The 25,349-nt window shown below is 71.0% G+C and carries 21 protein-coding genes; 16 read left to right on the forward strand and 5 right to left on the reverse strand.

Features of this window, described 5'->3' with window-relative positions:
- Nucleotides 1-157 precede the first annotated feature (157 nt).
- The 3 genes from QNO09_RS17350 to QNO09_RS17360 are packed head-to-tail and all read left to right on the forward strand — an operon-like array spanning nt 158 to nt 2,720.
- Complete coding sequence (locus tag QNO09_RS17350; RefSeq protein ID WP_283971093.1) at nt 158-1,744, forward strand: alpha/beta hydrolase; 1,587 nt, start codon at nt 158-160, stop codon at nt 1,742-1,744.
- 56 nt (nt 1,745-1,800) lie between these two features.
- Nucleotides 1,801-2,196, forward strand: a complete 396-nt coding sequence (locus QNO09_RS17355; RefSeq protein WP_283971094.1) for a RidA family protein — start codon at nt 1,801-1,803, stop codon at nt 2,194-2,196.
- 20 nt (nt 2,197-2,216) lie between these two features.
- A complete protein-coding gene (locus QNO09_RS17360; protein WP_283971095.1) occupies nt 2,217-2,720 on the forward strand; it encodes a GNAT family N-acetyltransferase in 504 nt (167 codons plus the stop codon).
- A gap of 2 nt (nt 2,721-2,722) precedes the next feature.
- On the opposite strand, the gene QNO09_RS17365 is transcribed toward QNO09_RS17360, so the two are convergent.
- Nucleotides 2,723-3,298, reverse strand: a complete 576-nt coding sequence (locus QNO09_RS17365; protein WP_283971096.1) for an adenylosuccinate lyase — start codon at nt 3,296-3,298, stop codon at nt 2,723-2,725.
- Between the two features lie 393 nt (nt 3,299-3,691).
- Between QNO09_RS17365 and QNO09_RS17370 the strand changes: the two genes are divergently transcribed.
- The 9 genes from QNO09_RS17370 to pssA all read left to right on the forward strand — a co-directional run bounded on the left by QNO09_RS17370 (nt 3,692) and on the right by pssA (nt 14,671).
- Nucleotides 3,692-5,497: a 3-hydroxyacyl-CoA dehydrogenase family protein gene (locus QNO09_RS17370; protein ID WP_283971097.1), complete on the forward strand. Its 1,806-nt coding sequence runs from the start codon at nt 3,692-3,694 to the stop codon at nt 5,495-5,497.
- A 142-nt stretch (nt 5,498-5,639) separates the two neighbouring features.
- Entirely contained in the window at nt 5,640-6,464 is an 825-nt protein-coding gene (locus QNO09_RS17375) for a TetR family transcriptional regulator (protein ID WP_283971098.1), read from the forward strand.
- A 382-nt stretch (nt 6,465-6,846) separates the two neighbouring features.
- Nucleotides 6,847-8,190: a crotonyl-CoA carboxylase/reductase gene (ccrA, locus tag QNO09_RS17380; protein ID WP_283971099.1), complete on the forward strand. Its 1,344-nt coding sequence runs from the start codon at nt 6,847-6,849 to the stop codon at nt 8,188-8,190.
- A gap of 10 nt (nt 8,191-8,200) precedes the next feature.
- A complete protein-coding gene (locus tag QNO09_RS17385) occupies nt 8,201-10,249 on the forward strand; it encodes an ethylmalonyl-CoA mutase (protein WP_283971100.1) in 2,049 nt (682 codons plus the stop codon).
- Nucleotides 10,246-11,220, forward strand: a complete 975-nt coding sequence (locus QNO09_RS17390; protein WP_283971101.1) for an HpcH/HpaI aldolase/citrate lyase family protein — start codon at nt 10,246-10,248, stop codon at nt 11,218-11,220. The genes QNO09_RS17385 and QNO09_RS17390 overlap by 4 nt, the downstream gene beginning before the upstream one ends.
- A 5-nt stretch (nt 11,221-11,225) precedes the next feature.
- On the forward strand, nt 11,226-11,795 hold the full coding sequence (locus QNO09_RS17395; RefSeq protein WP_283971102.1) for a MaoC family dehydratase: 570 nt from the start codon (nt 11,226-11,228) through the stop codon (nt 11,793-11,795).
- 2 nt (nt 11,796-11,797) lie between these two features.
- Nucleotides 11,798-13,003, forward strand: coding sequence for an acyl-CoA dehydrogenase family protein (locus QNO09_RS17400; RefSeq protein WP_283971103.1), 1,206 nt, complete (start codon nt 11,798-11,800; stop codon nt 13,001-13,003).
- A 170-nt stretch (nt 13,004-13,173) separates the two neighbouring features.
- Complete coding sequence (locus QNO09_RS17405; RefSeq protein ID WP_033309199.1) at nt 13,174-13,830, forward strand: phosphatidylserine decarboxylase; 657 nt, start codon at nt 13,174-13,176, stop codon at nt 13,828-13,830.
- A gap of 58 nt (nt 13,831-13,888) precedes the next feature.
- Nucleotides 13,889-14,671, forward strand: a complete 783-nt coding sequence (gene pssA / locus QNO09_RS17410; protein ID WP_051185636.1) for a CDP-diacylglycerol--serine O-phosphatidyltransferase — start codon at nt 13,889-13,891, stop codon at nt 14,669-14,671.
- 310 nt (nt 14,672-14,981) lie between these two features.
- Here pssA and QNO09_RS17415 read toward each other — a convergent pair whose 3' ends face one another.
- Complete coding sequence (locus tag QNO09_RS17415; protein WP_283971204.1) at nt 14,982-16,100, reverse strand: glycerate kinase; 1,119 nt, start codon at nt 16,098-16,100, stop codon at nt 14,982-14,984.
- A 205-nt stretch (nt 16,101-16,305) separates the two neighbouring features.
- Here QNO09_RS17415 and QNO09_RS17420 point away from each other — a divergent pair, with 205 nt between their 5' ends.
- The 3 genes from QNO09_RS17420 to QNO09_RS17430 all read left to right on the forward strand — a co-directional run bounded on the left by QNO09_RS17420 (nt 16,306) and on the right by QNO09_RS17430 (nt 18,749).
- Entirely contained in the window at nt 16,306-17,376 is a 1,071-nt protein-coding gene (locus QNO09_RS17420; RefSeq protein WP_283971104.1) for an ADP-ribosylglycohydrolase family protein, read from the forward strand.
- Between the two features lie 42 nt (nt 17,377-17,418).
- A complete protein-coding gene (locus QNO09_RS17425; protein ID WP_283971105.1) occupies nt 17,419-17,913 on the forward strand; it encodes an NUDIX domain-containing protein in 495 nt (164 codons plus the stop codon).
- A gap of 80 nt (nt 17,914-17,993) precedes the next feature.
- Nucleotides 17,994-18,749, forward strand: coding sequence for an SIR2 family NAD-dependent protein deacylase (locus QNO09_RS17430; RefSeq protein WP_283971106.1), 756 nt, complete (start codon nt 17,994-17,996; stop codon nt 18,747-18,749).
- Between the two features lie 24 nt (nt 18,750-18,773).
- On the opposite strand, the gene QNO09_RS17435 is transcribed toward QNO09_RS17430, so the two are convergent.
- Nucleotides 18,774-19,256: a methylated-DNA--[protein]-cysteine S-methyltransferase gene (locus QNO09_RS17435; RefSeq protein WP_283971107.1), complete on the reverse strand. Its 483-nt coding sequence runs from the start codon at nt 19,254-19,256 to the stop codon at nt 18,774-18,776.
- Nucleotides 19,257-19,265: 9 nt separating this feature from the next.
- Nucleotides 19,266-20,735 carry an AlkA N-terminal domain-containing protein gene (locus tag QNO09_RS17440; RefSeq protein ID WP_283971205.1) on the reverse strand — a complete coding sequence of 490 codons (1,470 nt, stop codon included), beginning with the start codon at nt 20,733-20,735 and terminating at the stop codon, nt 19,266-19,268.
- Nucleotides 20,736-20,877: 142 nt separating this feature from the next.
- Here QNO09_RS17440 and QNO09_RS17445 point away from each other — a divergent pair, with 142 nt between their 5' ends.
- On the forward strand, nt 20,878-21,240 hold the full coding sequence (locus tag QNO09_RS17445; protein ID WP_033309205.1) for an ArsR/SmtB family transcription factor: 363 nt from the start codon (nt 20,878-20,880) through the stop codon (nt 21,238-21,240).
- 45 nt (nt 21,241-21,285) lie between these two features.
- Here QNO09_RS17445 and QNO09_RS17450 read toward each other — a convergent pair whose 3' ends face one another.
- Nucleotides 21,286-25,182 carry a glycoside hydrolase family 2 TIM barrel-domain containing protein gene (locus QNO09_RS17450; RefSeq protein ID WP_283971108.1) on the reverse strand — a complete coding sequence of 1,299 codons (3,897 nt, stop codon included), beginning with the start codon at nt 25,180-25,182 and terminating at the stop codon, nt 21,286-21,288.
- Nucleotides 25,183-25,349: the final 167 nt, after the last annotated feature.

Here is a 25,349-nt window from a genome sequence, read left to right on the forward strand (position 1 = left end):
CGAGACCAGCGCCCTGTTACGAGCATTCGAGCGCATCCGAAGATCCAATTGGGTCATGAGTTTGACGGAATGAGTTCTTCCGGGACCGGTTTCCGGGACGATGCGGCGAGGACGGTGACCCTCGCGGTCCGACATCCCGCCGTCCTGGGAGGACTCCATGAGAAAACGCGCAGCCGCGCTGTGCGGCGCCGCCGTCGTCATGGCCGGGACCTTCACGGCCGTTCCCGCCGAGGCGAGCGCACCCAGCACCGCGAACACCACCTCGCAGACCGCGAAGCTCACCTGGAAGAGCTGCGCCACCGAGGCTTACCCGACGCTTCAGTGCACGTCCCTGAAAGTGCCGCTCGACCACCGCAGGCCGCACGGGCAGAAGATCACCCTCGCCCTGTCCCGCGTCCCGCACACCGCCCGGACCTACCAGGGCCCGCTGCTGGTCAACCCCGGCGGTCCCGGCGGCAGCGGCCTGGGGCTCGCCGGGTTCGTCGCGTCCTCGCTGCCCGCGAAGGTCGCGGCCCAGTACGACGTCATCGGCTTCGACCCGCGCGGCGTGGGGGCGAGCGAGCCCGCGCTGGACTGCAAGCCGGGCCACTTCGACCCGGTCCGCCCTAACTCCCTGCCGACGACGCCGGCGATCGAGAAGGCCAACCTCGACCGCGCCAGATCCTTCGCCGCCGCCTGCGGCAAGAAGTACGCGCACCTGCTGCCGTACATCAACACCACCAGCGCCGTGCGCGACATGGACGCGATCCGGCAGGCCCTGGGCGCGAAGAGGATCAACTACTTCGGCTACTCGTACGGCACCTACCTGGGCGCGGTCTACGCCCGGTTCTTCCCCGAGCGGGTCCGGCGGCTGGTCCTGGACTCGGTCGTCGACCCGACCGACGTCTGGTACGAGGCCAACCTCAACCAGGACGTGGCCTTCAACGACCGCCACCGCGCCTTCCTCGCCTGGGTCGCCCGCCACGACGCGACCTACGGGCTCGGCACCGATCCGGAGAAGATCGAGACCACGTGGTACGCGATGCGCGCGGCCCTCGCGAAGAAGCCGGCGGGCGGCACGGTGGGCGCCGCCGAACTGGAGGACACCTTCATCCCGGGCGGCTACTACAACGGCTACTGGCCGAGCCTGGCCGAGGCGTTCGCCGCGTACGTGAACGACAAGGATCCCGAGCCGCTGGTCGAGGCGTACGAGGACTTCGGCGCGGTCGACGCCTCGGGCGACAACGGCTACAGCGTCTACACCTCGGTGCAGTGCCGGGACGCCGACTGGCCGCGCGACTGGCGGCAGTGGCGCAAGGACAACTGGGCGGTGTACGAGAAGGCGCCGTTCATGACCTGGAACAACGCCTGGTACAACGCGCCGTGCGCGTTCTGGCCGACGGACTCGCTGCGCCCGGTGAACGTGGCCAACGGCAAGCTGCCGCCGGTGCTGCTGTTCCAGGCGACCGGGGACGCCGCCACCCCGTACGAGGGCGGTGTCACCGCGCACCGGCTGCTGGCCCGTTCCAGCCTGGTGGTCGAGGAGGGCGGCGGCAACCACGGCATCACCCTGAGCGGCAACGCCTGCCTGGACAAGCACCTGGCGGCGTACCTGACGGACGGCACCGTACCGCGCGGCTACGGCGAGGCGGACGCGGTGTGCGAGGCGCTGCCGGACCCGAAGCCAGCGGCGGCTGCCGCCAAGGCGATGTCGGGCTCGCCGAACGGCTCGACGCTGCACGGCCTGCTCGGCTTCCGCCACTGACCGGCTGACGACCCGTCGGGGCGGGCCTCGTCGGTGCCATGGTCCACGATGGACCCATGAGTGAGCTGACGAGGATCCCCGCCCCCGACGGCGTCGCCGCCGCCCAGTACAGCCACGTCGTCCTCGGCACGGGCCGTTTCGTGTCGATCGCCGGTCAGCTTCCGCTCGACGAGCAGGGGCGGCTGGTCGGCGAGGGCGATCCGGCGGCGCAGGCGCGTCAGGTCTTCGAGAACCTCCGGCGCTGCCTGGCGGCCGCCGGCGCGACCTTCGACGACGTCGTCAAACTCACCTACTTCGTCACGGACATGGCCCATATGTCCGCCGTCCGGGCGGCCCGCGCCGAGCACATACCCGACGACCGGCTGCCGGCCGCTTCGGCGGTGCAGGTCGCCGCGCTGGTCCGCCCGGAGTTCCTGCCGGAGATCGAGGCGTACGCGGTGGTCGCGCCATGAGGAGCCCGCGGATACGGGAGATGACGCTCGCCGACTGCGACCGCGTCGCTCAGATCCGCGTCGGCGGCTGGCGCAGCGCCTACCAAGGCCTGGTTCCGCAGTCGTACCTGGACGGGCTCAGCGTCGAGGAGGACGCCGAGCGCCGCCGTGCGTACCTCGCGCGGGGCGAGGGCAGTGTGGTGAACCTGGTCGCCGAGGGCACCGGCGGCGAGCTCGTCGGCTGGGCGTGCCACGGCCCGTACCGGGAGGGTGAAGTCCTGACCGAGGACGCCGAGTTGTACGCCCTCTACGTCCACCCCGACCAGGTGGGCCGAGGCGTCGGGCGGGCGCTGATCGCCGAGTCCGTCGCGCGCTGCTCCGCGGCGGGCCACGGCCGCCTCCTGCTGTGGGTGCTCAAGGAGAACGACCGGGCCCGCCGCTTCTACGAACGGGCCGGCTTCCGGGCGGACGGCGCCGAGGAGCCCTTCGAGGTGGACGGGGTCGCCGTTCCCGAGGTGCGGTACGCCAGGACGCTCCCCCGCTGACGTCACCTCTGCTTCGGGATCCGCCCCAGCGCCCGCACCGCGGCCTCGGCCAGCGCCGGATGCGCGAGGGCCTCGTTCAGGACGGGCCGGGCCCGGGCGTCGCCCAGCGCGCCGAGCCCGTCCACACAGGCGAGGGCCACGCGGCGGTACGGGTCGTGCGGGCGCAGGCGCCGCTGGAGCGTGGTGATCAGCGCGGGCACCGCCTCCGGGGCGCGCAGCTCGACCAGGAGCCGCACCGGGTGCAGGGCGTAGGCGACCCGCAGTTCGTTGGTGGCCAGGGCGGCGGCCGCGCGGGCGGTACGGGGGTCGCCGAGCCGGGCGAGGGCGTGGGCGGCGGAGGCACAGCGCGGGGGGTCACGGTGATTGAGCAGCAGTACCAGGGCCTCGAAGGCGCGCCGGTCCCGCGCGAGCCCCAGCCGGAACGCGGCCAGCTCCCTCGCCCACAGGTGCTGCCCGGGTTCGGTCAGCGCGGTCGCCAGGGCGTCGAGGTCGTCGGTCGCCACGAGCCGCTCGAACGCGGGCGGCGCCCCCGACTCCTGCCGTAAGCGCTCCGTGAGTGATCGCAACTCTTCGTCCATGAGGGAGAGGTTAGGCGCGTCGCGAGCCGTGGGGGACGTACATCACAAACCCGGGGGCTGGCGCGCTCGTTACCCGCCGGTTAAGCTCAGACGAGCGAGTTACCCACTCGCATTTCCTCGCGGCGGTCTGGTGACGCGGCCGTCGTGAGAGCAGTCGGTTCGGTGCCTCAGGTACCGCAGTACGGCTCGGCCCCGGGACAGGGCCGGTCGGAACCGCCGTTCCCCCCGGGCGTGTGCACGCCCGCGGAGGCGGCACCGGGCGTGTGCGCTTCGCAGCCCGGCCAGCACCCGCACTTTCCCACGCACCCGGTGCGCCCGTGGTCCGGCCCTGCCGGGCCGTCTTCGGCGCACCCGGAGCGCTCCCCGTCGTCACCCTCATCCTGGAGTCCCGCGATGGCCACTCCCCTTTCCGACCCGTCCCAGTCCTCGCTGCGGACCGTCGCCGTCGTCGGCCTCGGCACGATGGGCACCGGCATCGCCGAGGTCCTCGCCAAGGCCGGCCGCACGGTCGTCGGCATCGACATCAGCGAGGCCCAGGCCGCGAAGTGCGTCGCCGCTCTGGAGGCCTCCACCGCCCGCGGCGTCGAGCGCGGGCGGCTGACCGAGCAGGAGCGTGCCGACATCCTCGGCCGTGTCCGCACCTCCGCCGACCTGCGTTCCGCCGCCGACGCCGACCTGGTCATCGAGGTGGCCCCGGAGTCCTACGAGGTCAAGCAGCAGATCTTCCGGGAGCTGGACACGATCGTGCGCCCCGGGACGATCCTGGCGACCGGCACCAACGCCCTGTCCGTGACCCGTCTGGCCGCCGACTCCTCCCGCCCCGAGCGGGTGCTGGGCCTGCACTTCTTCAACCCGGCCCCGGCCATGAAGCTGGTGGAGGTCGTGTCCTCCGTGCTGACCGCGCCGGCCGCCGTCACGGCGGTCACCGACCTCGCGCTCGATCTGGGCAAGGAGCCCGTCGCGGTCGGCGACCGTCCGGGATTCGTCGCGGACGGCCTGCTGTTCGGCTACCTCAACCAGGCGGCCGCGATGTACGAGGCGAAGTACGCCTCCCGTGAGGACATCGACGCCGCGATGCGGCTGGGCTGCGGGCTGCCCATGGGCCCGCTGGCGCTGCTCGACCTGATCGGCGTCGACACCGCGCGCACGGTCCTGGAGGCCATGTATGCCGCCTCGCGCGACCGGCTGCACGCCCCGGCACCGATTCTCAAGCAGCTGAGCGAGGCGGGCCTGACCGGCCGCAAGGCGGGGCGGGGCTTTTACACGTACGAGGCGCCGGGCAGCCCGGTCGTGGTGCGGGACGCGCTGACGCCGCTGGAGGGCGGCGACCCGGTTCCCGGCCGGGAGATCCGCTCGGTCGGTGTCGCCGGCTCGGGCACGATGGCCTCCGGGATCGCCGAGGTCTTCGCCAAGGCCGGGTACGAGGTGGTCATCGCCGCCCGCAGCGGGGAGAAGGCGCAGACCGCGAAGGCCCGGATCAGCAAGTCCCTGACCCGTTCCGTCGACAAGGGCCGGATGACCGCCGAGGCCGCCGCGCAGACCCTGGAGCGGGTCAAGCCGACCGGCACGTACGACGACTTCGCCGACGTCGACCTGGCCGTGGAGGCGGTCGCCGAGGACCTGGAGGTCAAGCGGCAGCTGTTCGCGGCCCTGGACAAGGTCTGCAAGCCGGGCGCGATCCTGGCCACCACGACCTCGTCGCTGCCGGTCGTCGCGTGCGCCCGGGCCACGTCGCGCCCGCAGGACGTGATCGGCATGCACTTCTTCAACCCGGCGCCGGCCATGAAGCTGGTCGAGGTCGTCCGCACGGTGCTGACCGCCGACGACGTGCACGCGACCGTCCGCGAGGTCTGCGCCCGGATCAGGAAGCACCCGGTCGACTGCGGTGACCGGGCCGGCTTCATCGTGAACGCGCTGCTGTTCCCGTACCTGAACAACGCGATCAAGATGGTGCAGGAGCACTACGCGACGCTCGACGACATCGACGCCGCCATGAAGCTGGGCGGCGGTTACCCGATGGGCCCCTTCGAGCTGCTGGACGTCGTCGGGCTGGACGTCTCGCTCGCCATCGAGAAGGTCCTGCACCGCGAGTTCCGCGACCCGGGGCTCGCTCCGGCGCCGCTGCTGGAGCACCTGGTGGCCGCGGGCTGCCTCGGCCGCAAGACCGGCCGTGGCTTCCGCGAATATGCCAAGCGCTGAGCATCCCGGTGACTGGTTCCGGTCCGGCGCGGAGTGGGGCGGCCTGCTCGGCCCGGACCGGTTCCACCCGGCCGGCCGGGCCGCGGCTCCCCCGTCCTCCGGCGGCGGGGGAGAACCAGGTCATGCGCACCGAGCTGCGCACATGCAGTACGTTCAGGGCATGCCCCAGCCCGCCAAATCCTCCCGTACACCCGCCGCGACCGACGCGCCGGAGAGTGCCGCCGGTTCTCGCGCCGCCGCCCAGCGGCTCAAGATGCGCCGGGAACTCGCGGCCGCCGCGATGGAGTTGTTCGCGACGAAGGGGTACGAGGCGACCACCGTCGACGAGATCGCGGCCCAGGCGGGGGTCGCCCGCCGCACCTTCTTCCGCCACTTCCGCTCCAAGGAAGAGGCGATCTTCCCCGACCACGACGACACCCTGATCCGCGCCGAGGCGGTGCTCAACGCCGCGCCCGCGCACGAGCACCCGCTCGACACGGTGTGCCGCGGCATCAAGGAAGTCATGCGGATGTACGCGGCCCGGCCGGAGATCTCGGTCGCCCGCTACAAGCTGACGCGCGAGGTGCCCACCCTGCGCGAGGCGGAGATCGCGTCGGTGGCCCGCTACGAGCGCCTCTTCACCCGCTACCTCCTCGGCCACTTCGACGAGCGGGCGCACGCCGACGACGCCAACGACGACCCGCTGCTCGCGGAGGTCGCCGCGTCCGCGGTCGTCACGGCCCACAACCACGTGCTGCGGCGCTGGCTGCGGGCGGGGGCCCAGGGGGATGTGGAGGCGCAGCTGGACCACGCCTTCGCGATCGTGCGCAAGACCTTCGGCAGCGGGATCGGGGCCGGGCGCTCCACCGAGCCGCAGCCGGCCGCCACGGCCTCGACGCAGGGCGAGGTGCTGGTGACCGTCGCCCGCACCGACGCCCCGCTGGACGAGGTCATGCGGACGATCGAGCAGGCGCTCAAGGAGCGCTGAGCGGCTCACCGCACTGTGATGACGGCCACCCCTCGGGGTGGCCGTTTTGGCATGTCAGGGGCCGTTTCGTGGGCCCTCGCCGACCCCGTTCGATCGATCATCGCTCATATGTTGCGTAAAGATTTCATGTGAGGGCAAGTTCTGGCACTCAGTGCCTTGCGGGGTGACACGCGGTGTCATACGTTGAAGGAGTCCGGACGACGTCCCGGCAGGCCGAACCCGCCTGCACGCCCGGGCGCCTGCGTCACAGGCAACCTCCCGCGCCACCCAGCGCTGCCGAACAGCACCACCGCCGAACCGACGGCACACCCTCAACCCTCAGCAGCACCGACGTACCCATCGGCGCCCCTCCCTCAGGGCGCTCACCGCCGGAGGCAACACCGTGACCGTTAAGGACATCCTGGCCGCGATCCAGTCGCCCGACTCCACGTCGGAGGACTTCGCCGCCCTCCCGCTCCCCGAGTCGTACCGCGCGATCACCGTGCACAAGGACGAGACGGAGATGTTCGCGGGCCTCGAGACCCGCGACAAGGACCCCCGCAAGTCGATCCACCTGGACGATGTGCCGCTGCCCGAGCTCGGCCCGGGCGAGGCCCTGGTGGCCGTCATGGCCTCCTCGGTCAACTACAACTCGGTGTGGACGTCGATCTTCGAGCCGCTGTCGACCTTCGGCTTCCTGGAGCGCTACGGCCGCACCAACGAGCTGGCCAAGCGCCACGACCTGCCGTACCACATCATCGGCTCCGACCTCGCGGGCGTCGTCCTGCGCACCGGCCCGGGCGTGAACGCCTGGCGCCCCGGTGACGAGGTCGTCGCGCACTGTCTGTCCGTCGAGCTGGAGTCCTCGGACGGCCACAACGACACGATGCTCGACCCAGAGCAGCGCATCTGGGGCTTCGAGACCAACTTCGGCGGCCTGGCCGAGATCGCGCTGGTCAAGTCCAACCAGCTGATGCCCAAGCCCGACCACCTGTCGTGGGAGGAGGCCGCCGCCCCCGGCCTGGTCAACTCCACCGCCTACCGGCAGCTGGTCTCCCGCAACGGCGCCGGCATGAAGCAGGGCGACAACGTCCTCATCTGGGGCGCGAGCGGCGGACTCGGCAGCTACGCCACCCAGTTCGCGCTGGCCGGCGGCGCCAACCCGATCTGCGTCGTCTCCAGCCAGCAGAAGGCCGACATCTGCCGGTCCATGGGCGCCGAGGCGATCATCGACCGCAGCGCCGAGGGCTACAAGTTCTGGAAGGACGAGAACACCCAGGACCCCAAGGAGTGGAAGCGCTTCGGCAAGCGCATCCGCGAACTCACCGGCGGCGAGGACATCGACATCGTCTTCGAGCACCCCGGCCGCGAGACCTTCGGCGCGTCCGTCTTCGTCACCCGCAAGGGCGGCACCATCACCACCTGCGCCTCGACCTCGGGCTACATGCACGAGTACGACAACCGCTACCTGTGGATGTCGCTGAAGCGGATCATCGGCTCGCACTTCGCCAACTACCGCGAGGCCTGGGAGGCCAACCGGCTCATCGCGAAGGGCAAGATCCACCCGACCCTGTCCAAGGTGTACTCCCTGGAGGACACCGGCCAGGCCGCCTTCGACGTGCACCGCAACCTCCACCAGGGCAAGGTCGGCGTGCTGTGCATGGCACCCGAGGAGGGCCTGGGCGTGCGCGACGAGGCCAAGCGCGCCCAGCACATCGACGCCATCAACCGCTTCCGGAACATCTGAGGAGCGCTGCATGACTGAGCGTCAGCCCACTGAAGGCAAGCGGGAGAAGGACCGGCCGTGGCTCATGCGCACCTACGCCGGTCACTCCACGGCCGAGGCGTCCAACGAGCTGTACCGGCGCAACCTCGCCAAGGGCCAGACAGGTCTGTCGGTGGCGTTCGACCTGCCGACGCAGACCGGCTACGACTCCGACCACATCCTCGCCCGCGGCGAGGTCGGCCGGGTCGGCGTGCCGATCGCGCACGTCGGTGACATGCGCCGGCTGTTCCAGGACATCCCCCTGGAGCAGATGAACACCTCGATGACGATCAACGCCACCGCCATGTGGCTGCTGGCGCTCTACCAGGTCGTCGCCGAGGAGCAGGGCGCGGACATCACCAAGCTCCAGGGCACGACCCAGAACGACATCGTCAAGGAGTACCTGTCCCGCGGCACGCACGTCTTCCCGCCGGGACCCTCGCTCCGCCTGACGACGGACATGATCGCGTACACGGTCTCCCACCTCCCGAAGTGGAACCCGATCAACATCTGCAGCTACCACCTGCAGGAGGCGGGCGCCACGCCGGTCCAGGAGATCGCGTACGCGATGTCCACCGCGATCGCCGTCCTCGACGCCGTGCGCGACTCCGGCCAGGTGCCGCAGGAGCGCATGGGCGACGTCGTGGCACGCATCTCGTTCTTCGTGAACGCGGGCGTCCGCTTCGTCGAGGAGATGTGCAAGATGCGGGCGTTCGGCCGCATCTGGGACCGCATCACCCGCGAGCGGTACGGCATCGAGAACCCCAAGCAGCGCCGCTTCCGCTACGGCGTCCAGGTCAACTCCCTGGGCCTGACGGAGGCGCAGCCGGAGAACAACGTCCAGCGGATCGTGCTGGAGATGCTGGCCGTCACCCTCTCCAAGGACGCACGCGCGCGTGCCGTGCAGCTGCCCGCCTGGAACGAGGCCCTGGGCCTGCCCCGCCCCTGGGACCAGCAGTGGTCGCTGCGCATCCAGCAGGTGCTGGCGTACGAGAGCGATCTGCTGGAGTACGAGGATATCTTCGAGGGCTCGAAGGTGATCGAGGCGAAGGTGGAGCAGCTGGTCGAGGCGTCGTTCGCCGAGATCGACCGCATCCAGGAGATGGGCGGCGCGATGGCGGCCGTCGAGTCGGGCTACCTCAAGTCGCAGCTGGTCGCCTCGCACGCCGAGCGCCGGGGCCGGATCGAGTCCGGCCAGGAGAAGATCATCGGCGTCAACATCTTCGAGGGCACCGAGCCGAACCCGCTCACCGCCGACCTGGACACCGCCATCCAGACGGTGGACCCGGCGGTCGAGGCCCGCGTCATCGCCGCGCTCCAGCAGTGGCGCGACAGCCGCTACCAGCCGCCCTTCAACCACCCGCGGCCCTGCAAGGCGCTGGAGCGGCTGAAGGAGGCCGCGCGCGGCGACGAGAACCTGATGGAGGCCACCCTGGAGTGCGCGCGCGCCGGGGCGACGACCGGCGAGTGGGCCGGGGCCCTGCGCGAGGTGTTCGGCGAGTTCCGGGCGCCCACGGGCGTCTCCTCGGCACCGGTGGCGGTCCCCGTGGAGGAGGGCAGCACGCTCGCCCTGGTCCGCCGCAAGGTCGATCTCACGGCCAAGGACCTGAACGTGGGCAAGCTGCGCTTCCTGGTCGGCAAGCCGGGCCTGGACGGGCACTCCAACGGCGCCGAGCAGATCGCCGTGCGGGCGCGCGACGCCGGCTTCGAGGTGGTCTACCAGGGCATCCGGCTGACGCCCGAGCAGATCGTGGACGCGGCCCTCGCCGAGGACGTGCACGCGGTGGGCCTGTCCATCCTGTCCGGATCGCACGCCCAGCTGGTGCCGGACGTCCTCGAACGGCTCCGTGTGGCGGGCGCCACAGATATTCCGGTGATCGCCGGTGGCATCATCCCGAACGGTGATGCCGAGCAGCTCAGGGCAGCCGGAGTGGCCGCGGTCTTCACCCCGAAGGACTTCGACATCACCGACATCATCGGCCGCATCGTCGACGAGATCCGGAAAGCGAACCAGCTCGACCCCCTGGAGGTCCCCGCATGACCAGCCCTGCTCCGCAGGTCAACCGCCTTCGCCCCCGGCGTTCCTGCCTGGCGGTGCCGGGCTCGAACCCGCGCTTCCTGGAGAAGGCCCAGGGCCTCCCGGCCGACCAGGTCTTCCTCGACCTGGAGGACGCGTGCGCCCCGCTCGCCAAGCCCGAGGCACGGCACACCATCGTCAAGTTCCTCAACGAGGGCGACTGGACGGGCAAGACGCGGGTCGTGCGCGTCAACGACTGGACGACCGAGTGGACGTACCGCGATGTCGTCACGGTCGTGGAGGGCGCCGGCCAGAACCTCGACTGCATCATGCTGCCGAAGGTGCAGACGGCCCAGCAGGTCGTCGCCCTGGACCTGCTGCTGACGCAGATCGAGAAGACGATGGGTTTCGAAGTCGGCAAAATCGGCATCGAGGCGCAGATCGAGAACGCGCAGGGCCTGAACAACGTCAACGAGATCGCGCAGGCCTCGCCGCGCGTGGAGACGATCATCTTCGGCCCGGCCGACTTCATGGCGTCCATCAACATGAAGTCGCTGGTCGTGGGTGAGCAGCCGCCCGGCTACCCGGCGGACGCCTACCACTACATCCTGATGAAGATCCTGATGGCCGCCCGCGCCAACAACCTCCAGGCGATCGACGGCCCCTACCTCCAGATCCGCAACATCGACGGCTACCGCGAGGTCGCCCGGCGCGCCGCCGCCCTCGGCTTCGACGGCAAGTGGGTGCTGCACCCGGGCCAGGTCGAGGCGTCCAACGAGATCTTCTCGCCGTCGCAGGAGGACTACGACCACGCCGAGCTGATCCTGGACGCGTACGACTACTACACGTCCGAGGCGGGCGGCAAGAAGGGCTCGGCGATGCTCGGCGACGAGATGATCGACGAGGCCAGCCGCAAGATGGCGCTCGTCATCTCCGGCAAGGGCCGCGCCGCCGGCATGCAGCGCACCAGCAAGTTCGAGATTCCGGAGGGCTGAGCGCGATGCAGTTCGGGCGCACCTACGAGGAGTTCGAGGTCGGGGCGACGTACAAGCACTGGCCGGGCAAGACGGTCACGGAGTACGACGACCACCTGTTCTGCCTCCTCACCATGAACCACCACCCGCTCCACATGGACACGAACTATGCGGAGAAGACGACGGACTTCGGCAAGAACGTCGTCGTCGGGAACTACATCTACTCGCTGCTGCTCGGCATGTCCGTACCGGACATCTCCGGCAAGGCGATCGCCAACCTGGAGATCGAGTCGCTGAAGCACGTGGCGCCGACCTTCCACGGCGACACGGTCTACGGCCAGACGACCGTGCTCGACAAGTGGCCGTCGAAGTCGAAGAACGACCGCGGCATCGTCTACGTCGAGACCAAGGGCTACAAGCAGGACGGCACGCTGGTCTGCGTGTTCCGCCGCAAGGTGATGGTGCCGACCGAGACGTACATCAAGGAGCGCGGCGGCGAGCAGCCCGGCCGCCCACCCGTCTCCCACCACCACCCTCAAACGACGCCCCCACGGGGCGACACCCCCGGTTCTGAGCTCAGGGAGCAGGAGAAGTAGCCATGGCGCGACTCGCCCAGACCGCCGGTCTGACGGACGTCCAGCAGGAGATCCTGTCCACCGTCCGGGACTTCGTGGACAAGGAGATCATTCCGGTCGCCACGGAGCTGGAGCACCGCGACGAGTACCCGCAGCAGATCGTCGACGGGCTGAAGGAGTTGGGCCTGTTCGGCCTGATGATCCCCGAGGAGTACGGGGGGCTGGGTGAGTCGCTCCTGACCTACGCGCTGTGCGTGGAGGAGATCGCCCGCGGGTGGATGTCGGTGTCCGGCATCATCAACACCCACTTCATCGTGGCGTACATGCTCAAGCAGCACGGCACGCGGGAGCAGAAGGACCACTTCCTGCCGAGGATGGCGGCCGGCGACATCCGGGGCGCGTTCTCGATGTCGGAGCCGGGCCTCGGTTCGGACGTGTCGGCGATCACGTCGAAGGCGGTGAAGGACGGCGAGGAGTACGTCCTGAACGGCCAGAAGATGTGGCTCACGAACGGCGGAACGTCGTCCCTGGTGGCCGTTCTGGTAAAGAGTGACGAAGGTCACCCCGAGGGCACGGCCCGCCACAAGTCGATGACCACCTTCCTGGTCGAGAAGGAGCCCGGTTTCGGCGAGGTGCGCCCCGGCCTCACCATCCCCGGCAAGATCGACAAGATGGGCTACAAGGGGGTCGACACCACCGAGCTCATCATGGATGGCCTGCGGATTCCCGCGGATCGGGTGCTCGGCGGGGTCACCGGCCGCGGCTTCTACCAGATGATGGACGGCGTGGAGGTCGGCCGCGTCAATGTGGCGGCGCGTGGCTGTGGCGTCGCCCAGCGTGCGTTCGAACTGGGTATCCAGTACGCACAGCAGCGTCACACCTTCGGGAAGCCGATCGCCCAGCACCAGGCGATCCAGTTCAAGCTGGCCGAGATGGCTACCAAGGTCGAGGCCGCGCATGCGATGATGGTGAACGCGGCACGCAAAAAGGACTCCGGGGAGCGAAACGACCTTGAGGCTGGGATGGCGAAGTACCTCGCCTCCGAGTACTGCAAGGAGGTCGTCGAGGACGCCTTCCGGATCCACGGCGGCTACGGCTTCTCCAAGGAGTACGAGATCGAGCGCCTCTACCGTGAGGCGCCGATGCTGCTGATCGGTGAAGGTACCGCCGAGATCCAAAAAATGATCATCGGCAGGCGGCTGCTCGAAGAGTATCGATTCCAGGGCTAGATGTCCGGATACGGGGTGTTTTCTTGGAGAAGAAGATCACACCCCGTCAGCACTCTTCTGCCGCCGACTCGGCTGCCTGGCTTACCCAGTTAGGGCCGCGAGCCGCTACGATCGCCGGAAAGCCGCCGTCCCCCGTCAGAGTGCGGCATCATCCGCTACGAAGGTCATCCATGCCCCACAGCCAAACCTCTGCACCACGCGACAGCCGGGCCGGCGTACGCCTCGCGCGCGGAGCATCGCCGTGGCTCCTTCCGACCGTCGCCACCGCAGCCCTCAGCCTCGCGCGGGCCCGGCGCTCCGGCGCCGCCAAGGCCGTCGCCGTGCCCGCCACCGCGCTCGCGGCCGGGATGCTGTGGTTCTTCCGCGACCCCGAGCGCGAGATCACCCAGGGCCGGGTCATCTCGCCCGCCGACGGTGTGGTGCAGAGCATCATGCCGTGGAAGGACGGCCGCACGCGCGTCGCGATCTTCATGAGCCCGCTCAACGTCCACGTCAACCGCGCGCCGCTGGCCGGCACGGTGACGTCGGTCGAGCACATCCCCGGTGGCTTCGTTCCCGCCTTCAACAAGGAGAGCGAGAACAACGAGCGTGTCGTCTGGCACTTCGACACCGAGCTCGGCGACATCGAGATGATCCAGATCGCCGGCGCTGTCGCCCGCCGCATCGTTCCCTACCTGCCCCAGGGCACCAAGGTCGAGCAGGGCGAGCGGATCGGCCTGATCCGCTTCGGTTCGCGCGTCGACCTCTATCTGCCCGAGGGCGTGGAGGTCGCGGTCGAGGTGGGGCAGAAGACCGTGGCTGGAGTGACTCGCATTGACCGTGATTGATCCTGACACCAAGGCCGGCTGGGTCCCGGAGGCCGACGAGGTCGACGAAGAAGAGGAGATGCCGCTCTCTCTTCGCCTGTCGATAGCGGACACCCTGACGCTCGGCAACGCCACGTGCGGCTTCATGGCGGTGTACTTCACCACCACCGGCATCCTGATCCCGCACCTCACGGGCAGCCAGGAGACCGGCATGGCCCGCCACAGCGCGGCCACGGCGGTCATCCTCATGCTCTGCGCGGCGGTCTTCGACCTCTTCGACGGTCTGGTGGCGCGCAAGCTGCGCTCCTCTCCCATGGGCGCGGAGCTGGACAACCTCTCCGACCTGATCAGCTTCGGTCTGGCACCGGCGTACTTCGTGCTGGTCTACGGCATGGTGGCGGACGACGCGCACCAGCGGGTGGCCGCGGTCGGGGCGATCGTCGTCCTGCTGGCGGTGGTGCTGCGGCTCGCCCGGTTCTCGTGCGTCACGGTCAAGGACGGCACCTTCCAGGGCATGCCCTCGCCGTTCGGCGCGCTGACGGTCGTGTCCATCGTGCTGCTGGAGCTGCCCTTCGTGGCGACGCTGCTGGCGATCCTGGGGACGGCGTGGCTGATGGTGAGCCGCGTGGAGTACCCCAAGCCGCGGGGCAGGCTCGCGGTGGCGATGCTGTCGTGGATCGTGCTGGGCATGGGCCTGATGGCGGCCTGGGCCTTCGACGCGCCGAGCGGACAACTGCTCCTCCAGACGGGGTGTGCGCTGCAGCTGGTCATGGGGGCGGTGATCCCGCTGTTCGCGACGGCCCGGCGGGTGAACAACTTCCGCGACAACCGACGGGAAGCACGCGCGGCACAGCTGCCGTGACCTCGTTCCTCCACTGACGGGTGTGGCCCGGGCCTTCGAAGGCCCGGGCCACACCCGTTTCGCGTCAAGGGCATCCTCTTCTTGCCCTTGACCGGTCAACCACCTCTGGTGGACCCATGAGTGCTCCCCGCGCCCGAGGACGGACGATCCGTGCACCGCCCACCCGGCCCAGCAGCCGATCGACCCCGCCCGCTTCTCCGTACCGGACCTCTCCGCGGGCTCTCGACATGTGGTGCGCGGTCCTGGCGGTCAGCTCCCACACCAGCGAGTGGCCCGCGCCGGCGAGGCCGCATCCCCCTGTCGTGACGGCTCAGGTCAGGAAGTCCCGCGCGATCCGTTCCGCGACCCGTTCCAGGATCGGCCCCGCCTCGGCGATGCACTTCGCCACGTCCGGTTCCGCGTCCGTCAGGGGGTAGGCCCGGCGGATGCCGGCGCGGCCCAGGGTCTGGGGCGGCAGGGCGAGGCGGCCGCAGACGGCCACGACGTCCTTGTCGGCGGCACGGGCCGCCGCGGCGACGCCCGCCGGGGCCTTGCCGTGGAGGGTCTGCTCGTCGAGGGACCCCTCGCCGGTGATGACCAGGTCGGCACGGTCCAGTGCGGGGGCGAAGCCCAGGACGTCGAGCATCACCTCGATGCCGGGGCGGAAGCGGGCGCCCAGCAGCAGGGCGCCGTAGCCGATGCCGCCCGCCGCGCCCGCGCCGGGCGAGGCCGCGTACGCGGCGGCCCGCGGTCCGGCCGGTCCTTCCAGCACCTCGGCGAAGTGCGCGAGGGCGCTGTCCAGGGCCTTCACGTCGTCCGGAGAAGCGCCCTTCTGCGGGCCGTAGACCGCGGGTGCGCCCTTCGGGCCGGTCAGCGGATTGTCGACGTCACTCGCGAGGACCAGCTCGACCTCGCCGAGGCGCGGGTCGAGTCCCGACAGGTCGGCGGTGGCCAGCCCGGCGAGTCCGCCGCCGCCCGGGGGCACCGGCTCCCCGTCTGCGTCCAGGAGCCGGGCGCCCAGCGCGGACAGCATCCCGGCGCCGCCGTCGGTGGTGGCGCTGCCGCCGACCCCGAAGACGATCGTGCGGGCGCCCGCGTCCAGGGCGGCCCGCAGGAGCTCGCCGGAGCCGTACGTGGACGCCGTGAGGGGGGCGAAGACCCCGGCGGGCAGCCGCTGCAGCCCGCTCGCCTCGGCCATCTCCACGACCGCGGTGCCCTCGCGCAGCGCGAACGCCGCCGTCACCTCCTCGCCGAGGGGACCGGCGACCCGTACCTCCCGGCGTTCGAACCCGGCCGCGACCGCCGCGGCCACGGTCCCGTCGCCACCGTCGGCCACGGGCAGCGCCTCGACCTCGAGGTCCGGCAGGACCCGGCGCAGCCCGGCCGTGATCCGCTCGGCGACCTCCACGGCCGTCAGCGACCCCTTGAACTTGTCCGCGGCGACGAGCACCCGCTGTGCCTTCCGGGTACCGCTCACTGCAGCGTCCGCCACTTGCACTCCCCTTGCTCTCCGGGCCCTCACGCACGTCAGGGCCAGTCGCGCCGCTGTGACCTTAACCGCAGGACGACCCGGCCGTCAGCACGTGCCCATCTCCTGGACTTACGGCTCCCGCCCCGCAGACGGGTGGATCGCGCGAAACGGGTAGACCGTAACCATGGCCCTTGCGCACACCGAGACGGACCTGGCCGACCGCGTTCTCGGCGGCTGGACGGGCCGCATCGCGGGCAACATGCTCGGCAAACCCGTCGAACAGGGCGAGATCTGGTCGCGCGACCGCATCGACCGCTACCTCAGACGGGCCGCCGCCCTGCCCCTGACCGACTACCTGCCCGAGCCCACCGGCGACGAGGCGACCGCGCTGCGCCCCGAGTGGCGCCAGTGCGTGCGCGGCCGCATCCACGGCAGTTGCCGTGACGACGACGTCGACTACGCGATTCTCGGCCTCGACCTGCTGGAGACGCACGGATTTGGCTTCAGCACCGAACAGGTCGGCGACCTGTGGTTGCTGCGGCTGCCGTACCTGCAGACGTTCACCGCCGAACGGGCCGCCTACCGCAACCTCACGGGCGGGCTGAAGCCGCCGTTGACCGCGACGTACGACAACCCGTACCAGGAGTGGATCGGCGCCCTCATCCGCGCCGACATCTTCGGCTGGACCTGCCCCGGCGACCCGCGCCGGGCCGCTTCGCTCGCCCGGCGGGACGCGGTGCTGTCGCACACCGGCAACGGGGTCTACGGGGCGATGTGGGCGGCGGCGCTGATCGCTGCGGCGTTCACGGCACCCACCGTGCGCCGGGCCGTCGACGAGGCCCTGGCCGTGATCCCGGCGAGCTGCCGCCTCGCCCGCACGGTGCGCCGGGTGGTCTCACTGCACGGCACCCGGCTGTCCTGGGAGGACACGCTCAGCACGGTCGCCGAGGAGACGGCCGGGATGGGCTGGATCCACACCGTGCCGAACGCGGCCGTCCTCACCGCCGGCCTGCTCCACGGCGACGGCGACTTCGCCCGCACCATCACCCTGACCGTCCGGGGCGGCCTGGACACCGACTCCAACGGCGCGACCGCGGGATCGGTGGCCGGTGTGTTCGGCGGGGCACGGGCCATCCCCGACCAGTGGAAGGCCCCGCTGGAGGACCGGGTGCGCAGTGCGGTGTTCGGCTTCGACGGGGTGCGGATCAGCGAACTGGCGGAGCGGACGCTGCGGCTGGCGGAACCGGCGGCCTGAGCGGCCGGGGGCGAAGCGGGCCGCGGTGGTTACCCTGCACCGGTGACTTCCTCTCCTGATTACGCCGCCTACATCGCGTCCCTGCCCCGCGTCCTGGCCGGCGCCGCCGCGCTGTTCCGGGACGACGAGGGCCGTGTCCTGCTGGTCGAGCCCAACTACCGGGAGGGCTGGGCGCTGCCCGGCGGCACCGTCGAGTCCGACGACGGCGAGACCCCGCGGCAGGGCGCGCGGCGCGAGACGGCCGAGGAGATCGGCCTCGACCGTGAGCTCGGCCGGCTGCTGGCGGTGGACTGGGTGCCGGGCTCGGGCCGCCCGCCCCTGGTGGCGTACCTCTACGACGGCGGGGTGCTGAGCGAGGACGAGCTGAAGGCGATCCGCCTCCAGGAGGAGGAGCTGCTGTCCTGGCGGCTGGTCGCGCGCGGGGAACTGGCCGAGTACCTGCCGGGCGCCCTCGGCGGGCGCGTCCTGGCCGCCCTCGACGCCCTGGCGGACGGCTCGGGGACGGCAGAGCTGGAGAACGGCCGGCGGGTGTACTGACGGGTCCGCAGGCGCCCCCCCTCGGCACCCCGTTCGATATCCGCTCGCCGGCGCACCGCGGCCCGCCTACCCTCGGTGCCATGGCCAAGCCCCTCGTCGCCCTGCTCACCGGTGCGGGTGTCAGCACCGACTCCGGGATTCCGGACTACCGCGGACCGAACGGGCTGTGGCGGCGGGATCCGGAGGCCGAGAAGCTCGTCACTTACGCGTACTACATGGGTGACCCGGAGATCCGCCGCCGGTCGTGGCGCATGCGGCTGGAGAACCACGCGCTGCGTCCCGAGCCCAACGCCGCGCACCGGGCGGTGGCGGAGCTGGAGCGGTCCGGGGTGCCGGTGCGGGTGATCACGCAGAACGTGGACGGGCTGCACCAACTCGCCGGGATGCCCGACCGCAAGGTGCTCGAACTGCACGGCACGGCACGGCGTTTCGTCTGCACCGGCTGCCCTGCCCGCGGCCCGATGGAGGACGCGCTGGCCCGGGTCGAGGCCGGTGAGGAGGATCCGCCGTGCCGGGAGTGCGGCCGGATCCTGAAGTCGGCGACGGTCATGTTCGGCGAGCGGCTCGACCCCGTCGTCCTCGGCGAAGCGGCGGCCGTCAGCAAGGCCTGCCAGGTCTTCGTCGCGGCCGGCACCAGCCTCCAGGTCCAGCCCGCGGCGGGCCTCGCCGGTGTCGCCGCCGACCACGGCGCCCGCCTGATCGTCGTCAACGCCGAGCCGACCCCCTACGACGACCGTGCCGACGAGATCGTCCGCGATCCCATCGGCACGGCCCTGCCGGAGCTGCTGCGCCGTCTCACGACCGGGGCGAGCCCCGCAGGCCCTCCAGGCGCGTGAGCGGGGCTGCGCTGTTCCAGGGGGTCAGAACAGTGCGGCTCCGCGTTCGAAGTCCAGCAGGCGCTGCTTGCGTTCCAGGCCTCCCCCGTATCCCGTGAGACCGCCGTTCGCGCCGATGACGCGGTGGCAGGGGATGATGATGCCGATGGGGTTGCGGCCGTTGGCCAGGCCGACCGCGCGGGAGGCGTGGGGAGTGCCGAGGGTGTCGGCGAGCCGGCCGTAGGTGCGCGTCTCGCCGTAGGGGATGCGGCGCAGCTGGTCCCAGACGGCGCGCTGGAACGGGGTGCCGTGCAGGCGCAGCGGGACGGTGAACTCCTTGAGCTCGCCCGCGAAGTAGGCCTTGAGCTGTTCCTCGGCCTCCGTGAACAGGGTGGGGTCGCGGGGGCCGAAGGTCTCCTCCGGGGGGCGGTGGCGCTGGCCGGTCATGTAGAGGCCGCACAGGACGCCGTCGTCGGCGACGAGGGTGAGCGGGCCGTACGGGCTGTCGGTCACGGTGTGCTGCTTCATCGAAGGTCCCTATACCGGAAGGAAGTTGATCGGGTGGCTGTCGGTGGCCCAGAGGTACTGGACCGCGTAGGCCCGCCACGGGCGCCAGGCCACGGCGCGTGCGGTGAGCGCGGCCGGGGTGGACGGCAGGCCCAGTTCCCGGGCGGCTCGGCGGATGCCGAGGTCGGTGGGGAGGAAGGCGTCGGGGTCGCCGAGGGCGCGCATGGCGAGGACGTCCGCCGTCCAGGGGCCGAAGCCGGGCAGGGCGAGGAGCTGGGCGCGAGTCTGCGGCCAGTCGCTCTCCACGCCGAGGTGGAGCTCGCCCTCGGCGAGGCCGCGGACCAGGGTGGTGAAGGTCGCCCGGCGGGTGCGCGGCATCGCGAGGGTCTCCGGGTCGAGCGCCGCGAGGGCCTCGGGGGCCGGGAAGAGGTGGGTGAGGCCGCCCTCGGGGTCCTCGACCGGTTCGCCGTGTGCCGTGACCAGGCGGGCCGCGTGGGTGCGGGCGGCGGCGGTGGAGACCTGCTGGCCGAGTACGGCCCGGACGGCGAACTCGGCCTCGTCGACCGTGCGTGGCACGCGTCGGCCGGGTGCCTTGTCGACCAGGGGCGCCAGGACCGGGTCCGTGCGGAGCTGGTCGTCGATGGCGACGGGGTCGGCGTCCAGGTCGAGCAGGCGGCGGCAGCGGCTGATGGCGACGGTCAGGTCGCGTGGGTCGCTGAGGGTGAGGCGGCAGGCGATGTGGTCCGGGGTGGGCGTGAGGGCCACGATGCCGTGGCCGTACGGGAGGCGCAGGGTGCGGCGGTAGGAGCCGTCGCGCCACTCCTCCACGCCGGGCACGGCCGTCGCCGCGAGATGGCCGAAGAGGTTGTCGGGATGGAGCGGGGCGCGGAACGGCAGCCGCAGCGCGAGCGCGCCGGGGGTGCTCGCGCCCTGCCGTTTCGGCGCGCGGGCGCGCAGCTCGCTCGGGGGCAGGGCGAAGACCTCGCGGACCGTGTCGTTGAAGGTGCGGATGGAGGCGAACCCGGCGGCGAAGGCGATCTGCGCCATGGGCAGGGTGGTCGTCTCGATGAGCAGCCGGGCCGTCTGGGCGCGCTGGGCGCGGGCGAGCGCGAGGGGGCCCGCGCCCAGTTCGGCGAGCAGTTGCCGTTCGATCTGGCGGCTGCTGTAGCCGAGCCGGCCGGCCAGGCCGGGCACGCCCTCGCGGTCCACGACGCCGTCGGCGATCAGCCGCATGGCCCGGGCGACGAGGTCGGCGCGCTGGTTCCACTCCGGTGAGCCGGGGCTGGTGTCGGGCCGGCAGCGTTTGCAGGCCCGGAACCCGGCCTGCTGGCAGGCGGCCGCGCTCGGGTGGAAGACCATGTTCTCCGGCTTGGGCGGCACCACCGGACAGCTGGGACGGCAGTAGATGCCGGTGGTCAGGACGGCCGTGAAGAACCAGCCGTCGAATCGCGCGTCCTTGGAGCGGACGGCGCGTACGCAGCGCTCGGTGTCGGTGTGCATCCCCATCTGCATGGGTCCAGCATCCGGCACCGGGCGGCGCGGGGCTGGCGAGAATCCGACATGAACGTGTCCGTGCGGCACCGCCCACCGGCACAGATGAAGATTCATTCATGTGTTCGTGCGGGGCCGGTACGATGACGTCATGGGTCATGGAGCCGTCACCCCCGTGCAGGACGCCGGCGAGCGCGTACGCCTGGACGCGGACAACGTCGCAAAGGTCGCCACCACGCTCCAGGCCCTGTCCACGCCCTCCCGGCTGCTGATCCTGGCGCGGCTGCGCGAAGGCCCGCTGCCGGCCACGGAGCTGGCCGCCGAGGTGGGCATGGAGCAGTCGGCCTGCTCGCACCAGCTGCGGCTGCTGCGCAACCTGGGACTGGTCGTGGGCGAGCGGCGGGGCCGTTCGGTGGTCTACGCGCTGCACGACCACCATGTCGCCGAGCTGCTCGACCAGGCCGTCTACCACGTGGAGCATCTGCGTCTGGGGATCAGCGACGCCGCCGACTGAGGCGGCGTCGCTGTCACACGGCGGGTTCCAGTGCCGCAGCAGGCACTAGCGGGTGGCCGTCGGCCGCCGCGAGGCCTCCATCGCCCGGCTCACCCGCGTCAGCGGACGCAGCCGGTAGGTGTAGGCGTAGTCCCGGTCGGCGAGCAGCTTGAACTCGTCGTGCGTGTGCGCTCCCCAGCTGTTGTCGCCGCCCACGCCCATCTGGCGGTGGTTGACCCGCAGGACCACCGCGTCCCGGGGGGTGAGCTGGTAGTCGTGGCGGGCCCCGACGGACAGGTCCTCGGGGGTGAAGCGCGAGGCGTTGACCTCCAGCAGCGGCTCACCGGACACCAGCAGCCCCCGCCCCCTGCCATCGGTCAGCGCGGCCCAGCGCACATCGGTCTTGTTGCCGTTCTCCTGGGGACGCAGGTAGGGGGTCCACTGCCCGGAGACGGTCCCGGAGTACAGGCCCACGTCGGTGGCGTTGTTGCGGTCCCACATGTTCTCCTCGGGACCCCGGCCGTAGTAGTGCAGCCGGTCCAGGCTCCGCGGCAGGAACAGCAGGGTGCCGACCTCCGGGATGTACGGCAGGTTCGCCGCGCCCGGGTGCAGGGTGTTGTCGACCCTGATCTCCCCGTTGCCGAAGACCGTGTACGTCGTGCTGTACGTGGACTCGGTTCCGGTGGGCAGTGTGCCGGTGACGGTGACCTCGACGGCCCGGTCGTCCAGGGATCGCACCCGTACGTCGGTCACCTTCCGCTTCGCTCCGGCGTCGCGCCAGATCTGGTTGCGCGTGTGCTGCCCGTTGCCGCGGTCGTTGTCGGTGGGCGCCCGCCAGAAGTTCGGGACGGGGCCGGAGGTGATGAGCCGGATGCCGCCCGCCTCGTAGGAGGTGATGGTGCCGGTGCCCTTGTCGACGGTGACGGTGAAGCCCCTGCCCTTCACGGTGACGCTCTTGTCCCCGTCGGTGTGGCCGAGGGCGGGCACGCCGCTCAGCGGTACGGGCTTCACGGCCGGGCTGCCCGCGTCGAGGGCGAGTTGCTGCTTGGCCACCTCGAAGCCCGCCTTCGCCCACTTGGTGGCTTCCCTGGTGGTGAAGGAGAGCTGCAGGAAGTATTCCGTGCCGGGCTCGGGCCTGGCGGGCAGCCGTACCGGAACCTTGATGTCCTTGCTGCTGAGCGGGGCGACGTTCAGCTGGTCGCGGGTCAGCCGGCCGCGCTGGACGACCTCGCCGTCGGCGACGACGGACCAACGCCCGTCGAGCTCGCGGAGGTTGGTGAAGAGGTACTCGTTGGTGAGGGTGACGGCACCGGGGCCGCCGGAGGCCGGGGCGGCATTGATGGCCTGGTAGATCTGCTTGACCTCGGCGGACTTGCCCGTGAGGGCGCGGTCGGCCGTGACGATGCCGTTTCCGCAGAAGGCGCCGTCGTTGGGGCTGTCGCCCCAGTCACCGCCGTAGGCGAAGAACGTCTTTTCGCGCGGGCGCTTCTCGGTGAAGCCGACGGTGGCGGCGTCGAACCAGAAGCGCACGCCCTCGTCGTCCGGGCCGCGGCTGTCCGAGGCCAGCTCGGCGGCGCTGAGGGCACGGGCGTACACGCGGGCCCGCCGGATGGTTCCGCTGAACTCCCGGGTCGGGTTGTCGACGTCGGTGGCGAGCGCCAGGGACGCGGTGTTGTCGGCGGGGCGCCGGGTGGTGGTCCGGGTGCCGCGCACCTGGCCGTCGACGTACAGGGTGAGCGTGCCCGCGTCCGCGTCGAAGACGCCGGCGACGTGGTGCTCCTTGCCGGTCCAGCCGTCGGGCAGCGCCCAGCTCGCGGTGGCCCACTGGCCGCCGCCGTGGATGAAGAACTCCAGGTTCTTGTCGGTCTGTTTGAGGGCGTACTGGGTGTCGCCCTTGGCGAGGATGGGCTGGTGGCCGCCGGTCACGCCCGGGGTGACCCAGGCCTCCAGCGTGAGGGAGTCGGTGAGGTCGAGGCGGGCGTCGCGGGGGAAGACGGTGCCGCCGGAGACGCCCTTCGCGCGGTCGAAGCCGGCGGCGGGTGCGATGACCTCGCCGCGCAGTGCGCCCGGGCCGGACTCGGTCAGCAGCTTGCGGGTCGGAACCGGCCAGCTCAGGGCCTGGTCGACGAAGTCCCAGATCCAGCCGCCCTGGAGGACGTCGAAGCGGCGGACGAGGTCCCAGTACTTCTTGAAGTTGCCGTTGGAGTTCCCCATGCCGTGCGAGTACTCGATCATCACGTACGGGCGGGTGTCGTTCGTGTCCTTGGCACGTTGCTCGACCCGCTGCGGGCTGTCGTACATCTCGGAGCGGATGTCGCTGATGCCGGGGCGGTCGTCGCCCTCGTACTGGATGACGCGGGTGGGGTCGTAGGAGCGGATCCAGTCGTACATGGCGTTGAACGTGGTGCCGCCGCCCGCCTCGTTGCCGAGGGACCAGATGACCACCGAGGCGTGGTTCTTGTCGCGGTGGACCATGTTCTGGGCGCGGACCACGCACGCCTCGGTCCACTCGGGGTGTCCGCTGCCGGGGAACTTGTCGCGGATGCCGTGGGTTTCGAGGTTGGTCTCGTCCACGAGGTACAGGCCGTACTCGTCGGCGAGTTCCGTCCACAGCGGGTTGTTGGGGTAGTGAGAGGTGCGGACGCTGTTGATGTTGAGCCGCTTGATGACCTCGATGTCCTCGATCATCTGCGCACGGGTGAGCGCCGAGCCGCTTTCGGGGTGGATCTCGTGCCGGTTGACGCCGCGGAAGGAGACCGGCTTGCCGTTGATGCGCATCAGGCCGTCCTTGAGCGCGAACTCGCGGAAGCCGACCCGGTGCGAGAGGGTCTCGACGACCTTGCCGGACGGGTCGCGCAGTCGCAGCACGGCGGTGTAGAGGTTCGGGTGCTCGGCCGACCACAGCTTGGGCGCGGGGACGGCTCTGGACGCCTCGACGGTGGCCTCGTCCCCGTCCGGGACGTCGACGGACCCGTTCAGCGGCCGCGACCAGACGGCGTGGCCGCGCGCGTCGTAGAGCTGGGTCTCGACGGTGTGGCGGCCGCCTCCCTCGCCGCCGTAGTCGCGCACGTGCGCGGTGACCTTGAGTTCGGCGGAGGTGTAGTCGTCGCCGAGCGGGGTGTCCAGGCGGAAGTCGCGCAGGTGCACGCTCGGCGTGGAGTAGAGGTGGACCGAGCGGAAGATGCCGCTCAGCCGGATCATGTCCTGGTCCTCCAGCCACTCCGCGTCGGAGTAGCGGTACACCTCGACGGCGATCTGGTTGGTGCCCGGCTTGAGGTGGGGCGTGATGTCGTACTCGGCGGAGGTGTAGGAGTCCTCGTGGTAGCCCACCAGTTCACCGTTGATCCACACGTAGTGCGCGGACTTGACGCCCTCGAAGTGCAGGAAGGTGCGCCGGCCCGTCCAGTCGCGGGGCACGGTGAACGTACGGCGGTACTGGCCGACGGGGTTGTAGCGGGTCGGGGCGGCCGGCGGCTGGGCGTTCTCACCGCCGCCGTTGGGGCCCCACCAGGGGTAGGTGATGTTGACGTAGATCGGGAAGTCGTAGCCGTGCAGCTGCCAGGCCGAGGGCACGGGGATGGTGTCCCAGCCGGAGTCGTCGACGTCGGTGCGGTAGAAGTCGGTGTCCCGGTCGTCGGGGCGGTCCACGTAGGCGAACTTCCAGGTGCCGTCCAGGCTCTGGCGGTACGGCGAGCGCTCGCGGTCGGCCTTCAGCGCCGGCCCGAGGTCCGCGTACGGCGTGAGGGTGGTGTGCGGCGGCTCGGTGCCGATCCGGTAGGTGGCCAGGCCGTCGTTCCACTCCGGCGGGCCGTCCGCCGCCGGGCGCCGCCCGGCCGCGTACGCCGCGGCGGGCGACGCGGACAGGGCGAGCGCGCCGAGCACGGCGGCTCCTCCCTCCAGCAGTCGGCGGCGGCTGACGACCGGCCGGTCGGCGGGAGAGGGGTGCGGGTGCGGGTACGGCATGACCGTTGGCCTTCCTCGGTTCGACAGGGTGCTGCACGGACTGAGGGCATGTCAGGTGCGGCCCCCAACGCCCCATCCGTGATGGGCGTTTCTGTTGGTACGCAGGCAACTGACGGTGACGGAGCAACTGCTGAGCAGGCACACCCTAGGACTCGAACACAACCGAA

Source organism: Streptomyces sp. 378 (genome assembly GCF_030124145.1).
Classification (GTDB): domain Bacteria; phylum Actinomycetota; class Actinomycetes; order Streptomycetales; family Streptomycetaceae; genus Streptomyces.

What these genes read in the sequence shown, in the direction of transcription:
- QNO09_RS17350 (WP_283971093.1), top strand. Translation starts at nt 158, where the DNA reads ATGAGAAAACGCGCAGCCGCGCTGTGCGGCGCCGCCGTCGTCATGGCC.
- QNO09_RS17355 (WP_283971094.1), top strand. Translation starts at nt 1,801, where the DNA reads ATGAGTGAGCTGACGAGGATCCCCGCCCCCGACGGCGTCGCCGCCGCC.
- QNO09_RS17360 (WP_283971095.1), top strand. Translation starts at nt 2,217, where the DNA reads ATGACGCTCGCCGACTGCGACCGCGTCGCTCAGATCCGCGTCGGCGGC.
- QNO09_RS17365 (WP_283971096.1), bottom strand. Translation starts at nt 3,298, where the DNA reads ATGGACGAAGAGTTGCGATCACTCACGGAGCGCTTACGGCAGGAGTCG.
- QNO09_RS17370 (WP_283971097.1), top strand. Translation starts at nt 3,692, where the DNA reads ATGGCCACTCCCCTTTCCGACCCGTCCCAGTCCTCGCTGCGGACCGTC.
- QNO09_RS17375 (WP_283971098.1), top strand. Translation starts at nt 5,640, where the DNA reads ATGCAGTACGTTCAGGGCATGCCCCAGCCCGCCAAATCCTCCCGTACA.
- QNO09_RS17385 (WP_283971100.1), top strand. Translation starts at nt 8,201, where the DNA reads ATGACTGAGCGTCAGCCCACTGAAGGCAAGCGGGAGAAGGACCGGCCG.
- QNO09_RS17390 (WP_283971101.1), top strand. Translation starts at nt 10,246, where the DNA reads ATGACCAGCCCTGCTCCGCAGGTCAACCGCCTTCGCCCCCGGCGTTCC.
- QNO09_RS17395 (WP_283971102.1), top strand. Translation starts at nt 11,226, where the DNA reads ATGCAGTTCGGGCGCACCTACGAGGAGTTCGAGGTCGGGGCGACGTAC.
- QNO09_RS17400 (WP_283971103.1), top strand. Translation starts at nt 11,798, where the DNA reads ATGGCGCGACTCGCCCAGACCGCCGGTCTGACGGACGTCCAGCAGGAG.
- QNO09_RS17405 (WP_033309199.1), top strand. Translation starts at nt 13,174, where the DNA reads ATGCCCCACAGCCAAACCTCTGCACCACGCGACAGCCGGGCCGGCGTA.
- pssA (WP_051185636.1), top strand. Translation starts at nt 13,889, where the DNA reads ATGCCGCTCTCTCTTCGCCTGTCGATAGCGGACACCCTGACGCTCGGC.
- QNO09_RS17420 (WP_283971104.1), top strand. Translation starts at nt 16,306, where the DNA reads ATGGCCCTTGCGCACACCGAGACGGACCTGGCCGACCGCGTTCTCGGC.
- QNO09_RS17430 (WP_283971106.1), top strand. Translation starts at nt 17,994, where the DNA reads ATGGCCAAGCCCCTCGTCGCCCTGCTCACCGGTGCGGGTGTCAGCACC.
- QNO09_RS17435 (WP_283971107.1), bottom strand. Translation starts at nt 19,256, where the DNA reads ATGAAGCAGCACACCGTGACCGACAGCCCGTACGGCCCGCTCACCCTC.
- QNO09_RS17440 (WP_283971205.1), bottom strand. Translation starts at nt 20,735, where the DNA reads ATGCACACCGACACCGAGCGCTGCGTACGCGCCGTCCGCTCCAAGGAC.
- QNO09_RS17445 (WP_033309205.1), top strand. Translation starts at nt 20,878, where the DNA reads ATGGGTCATGGAGCCGTCACCCCCGTGCAGGACGCCGGCGAGCGCGTA.
- QNO09_RS17450 (WP_283971108.1), bottom strand. Translation starts at nt 25,182, where the DNA reads ATGCCGTACCCGCACCCGCACCCCTCTCCCGCCGACCGGCCGGTCGTC.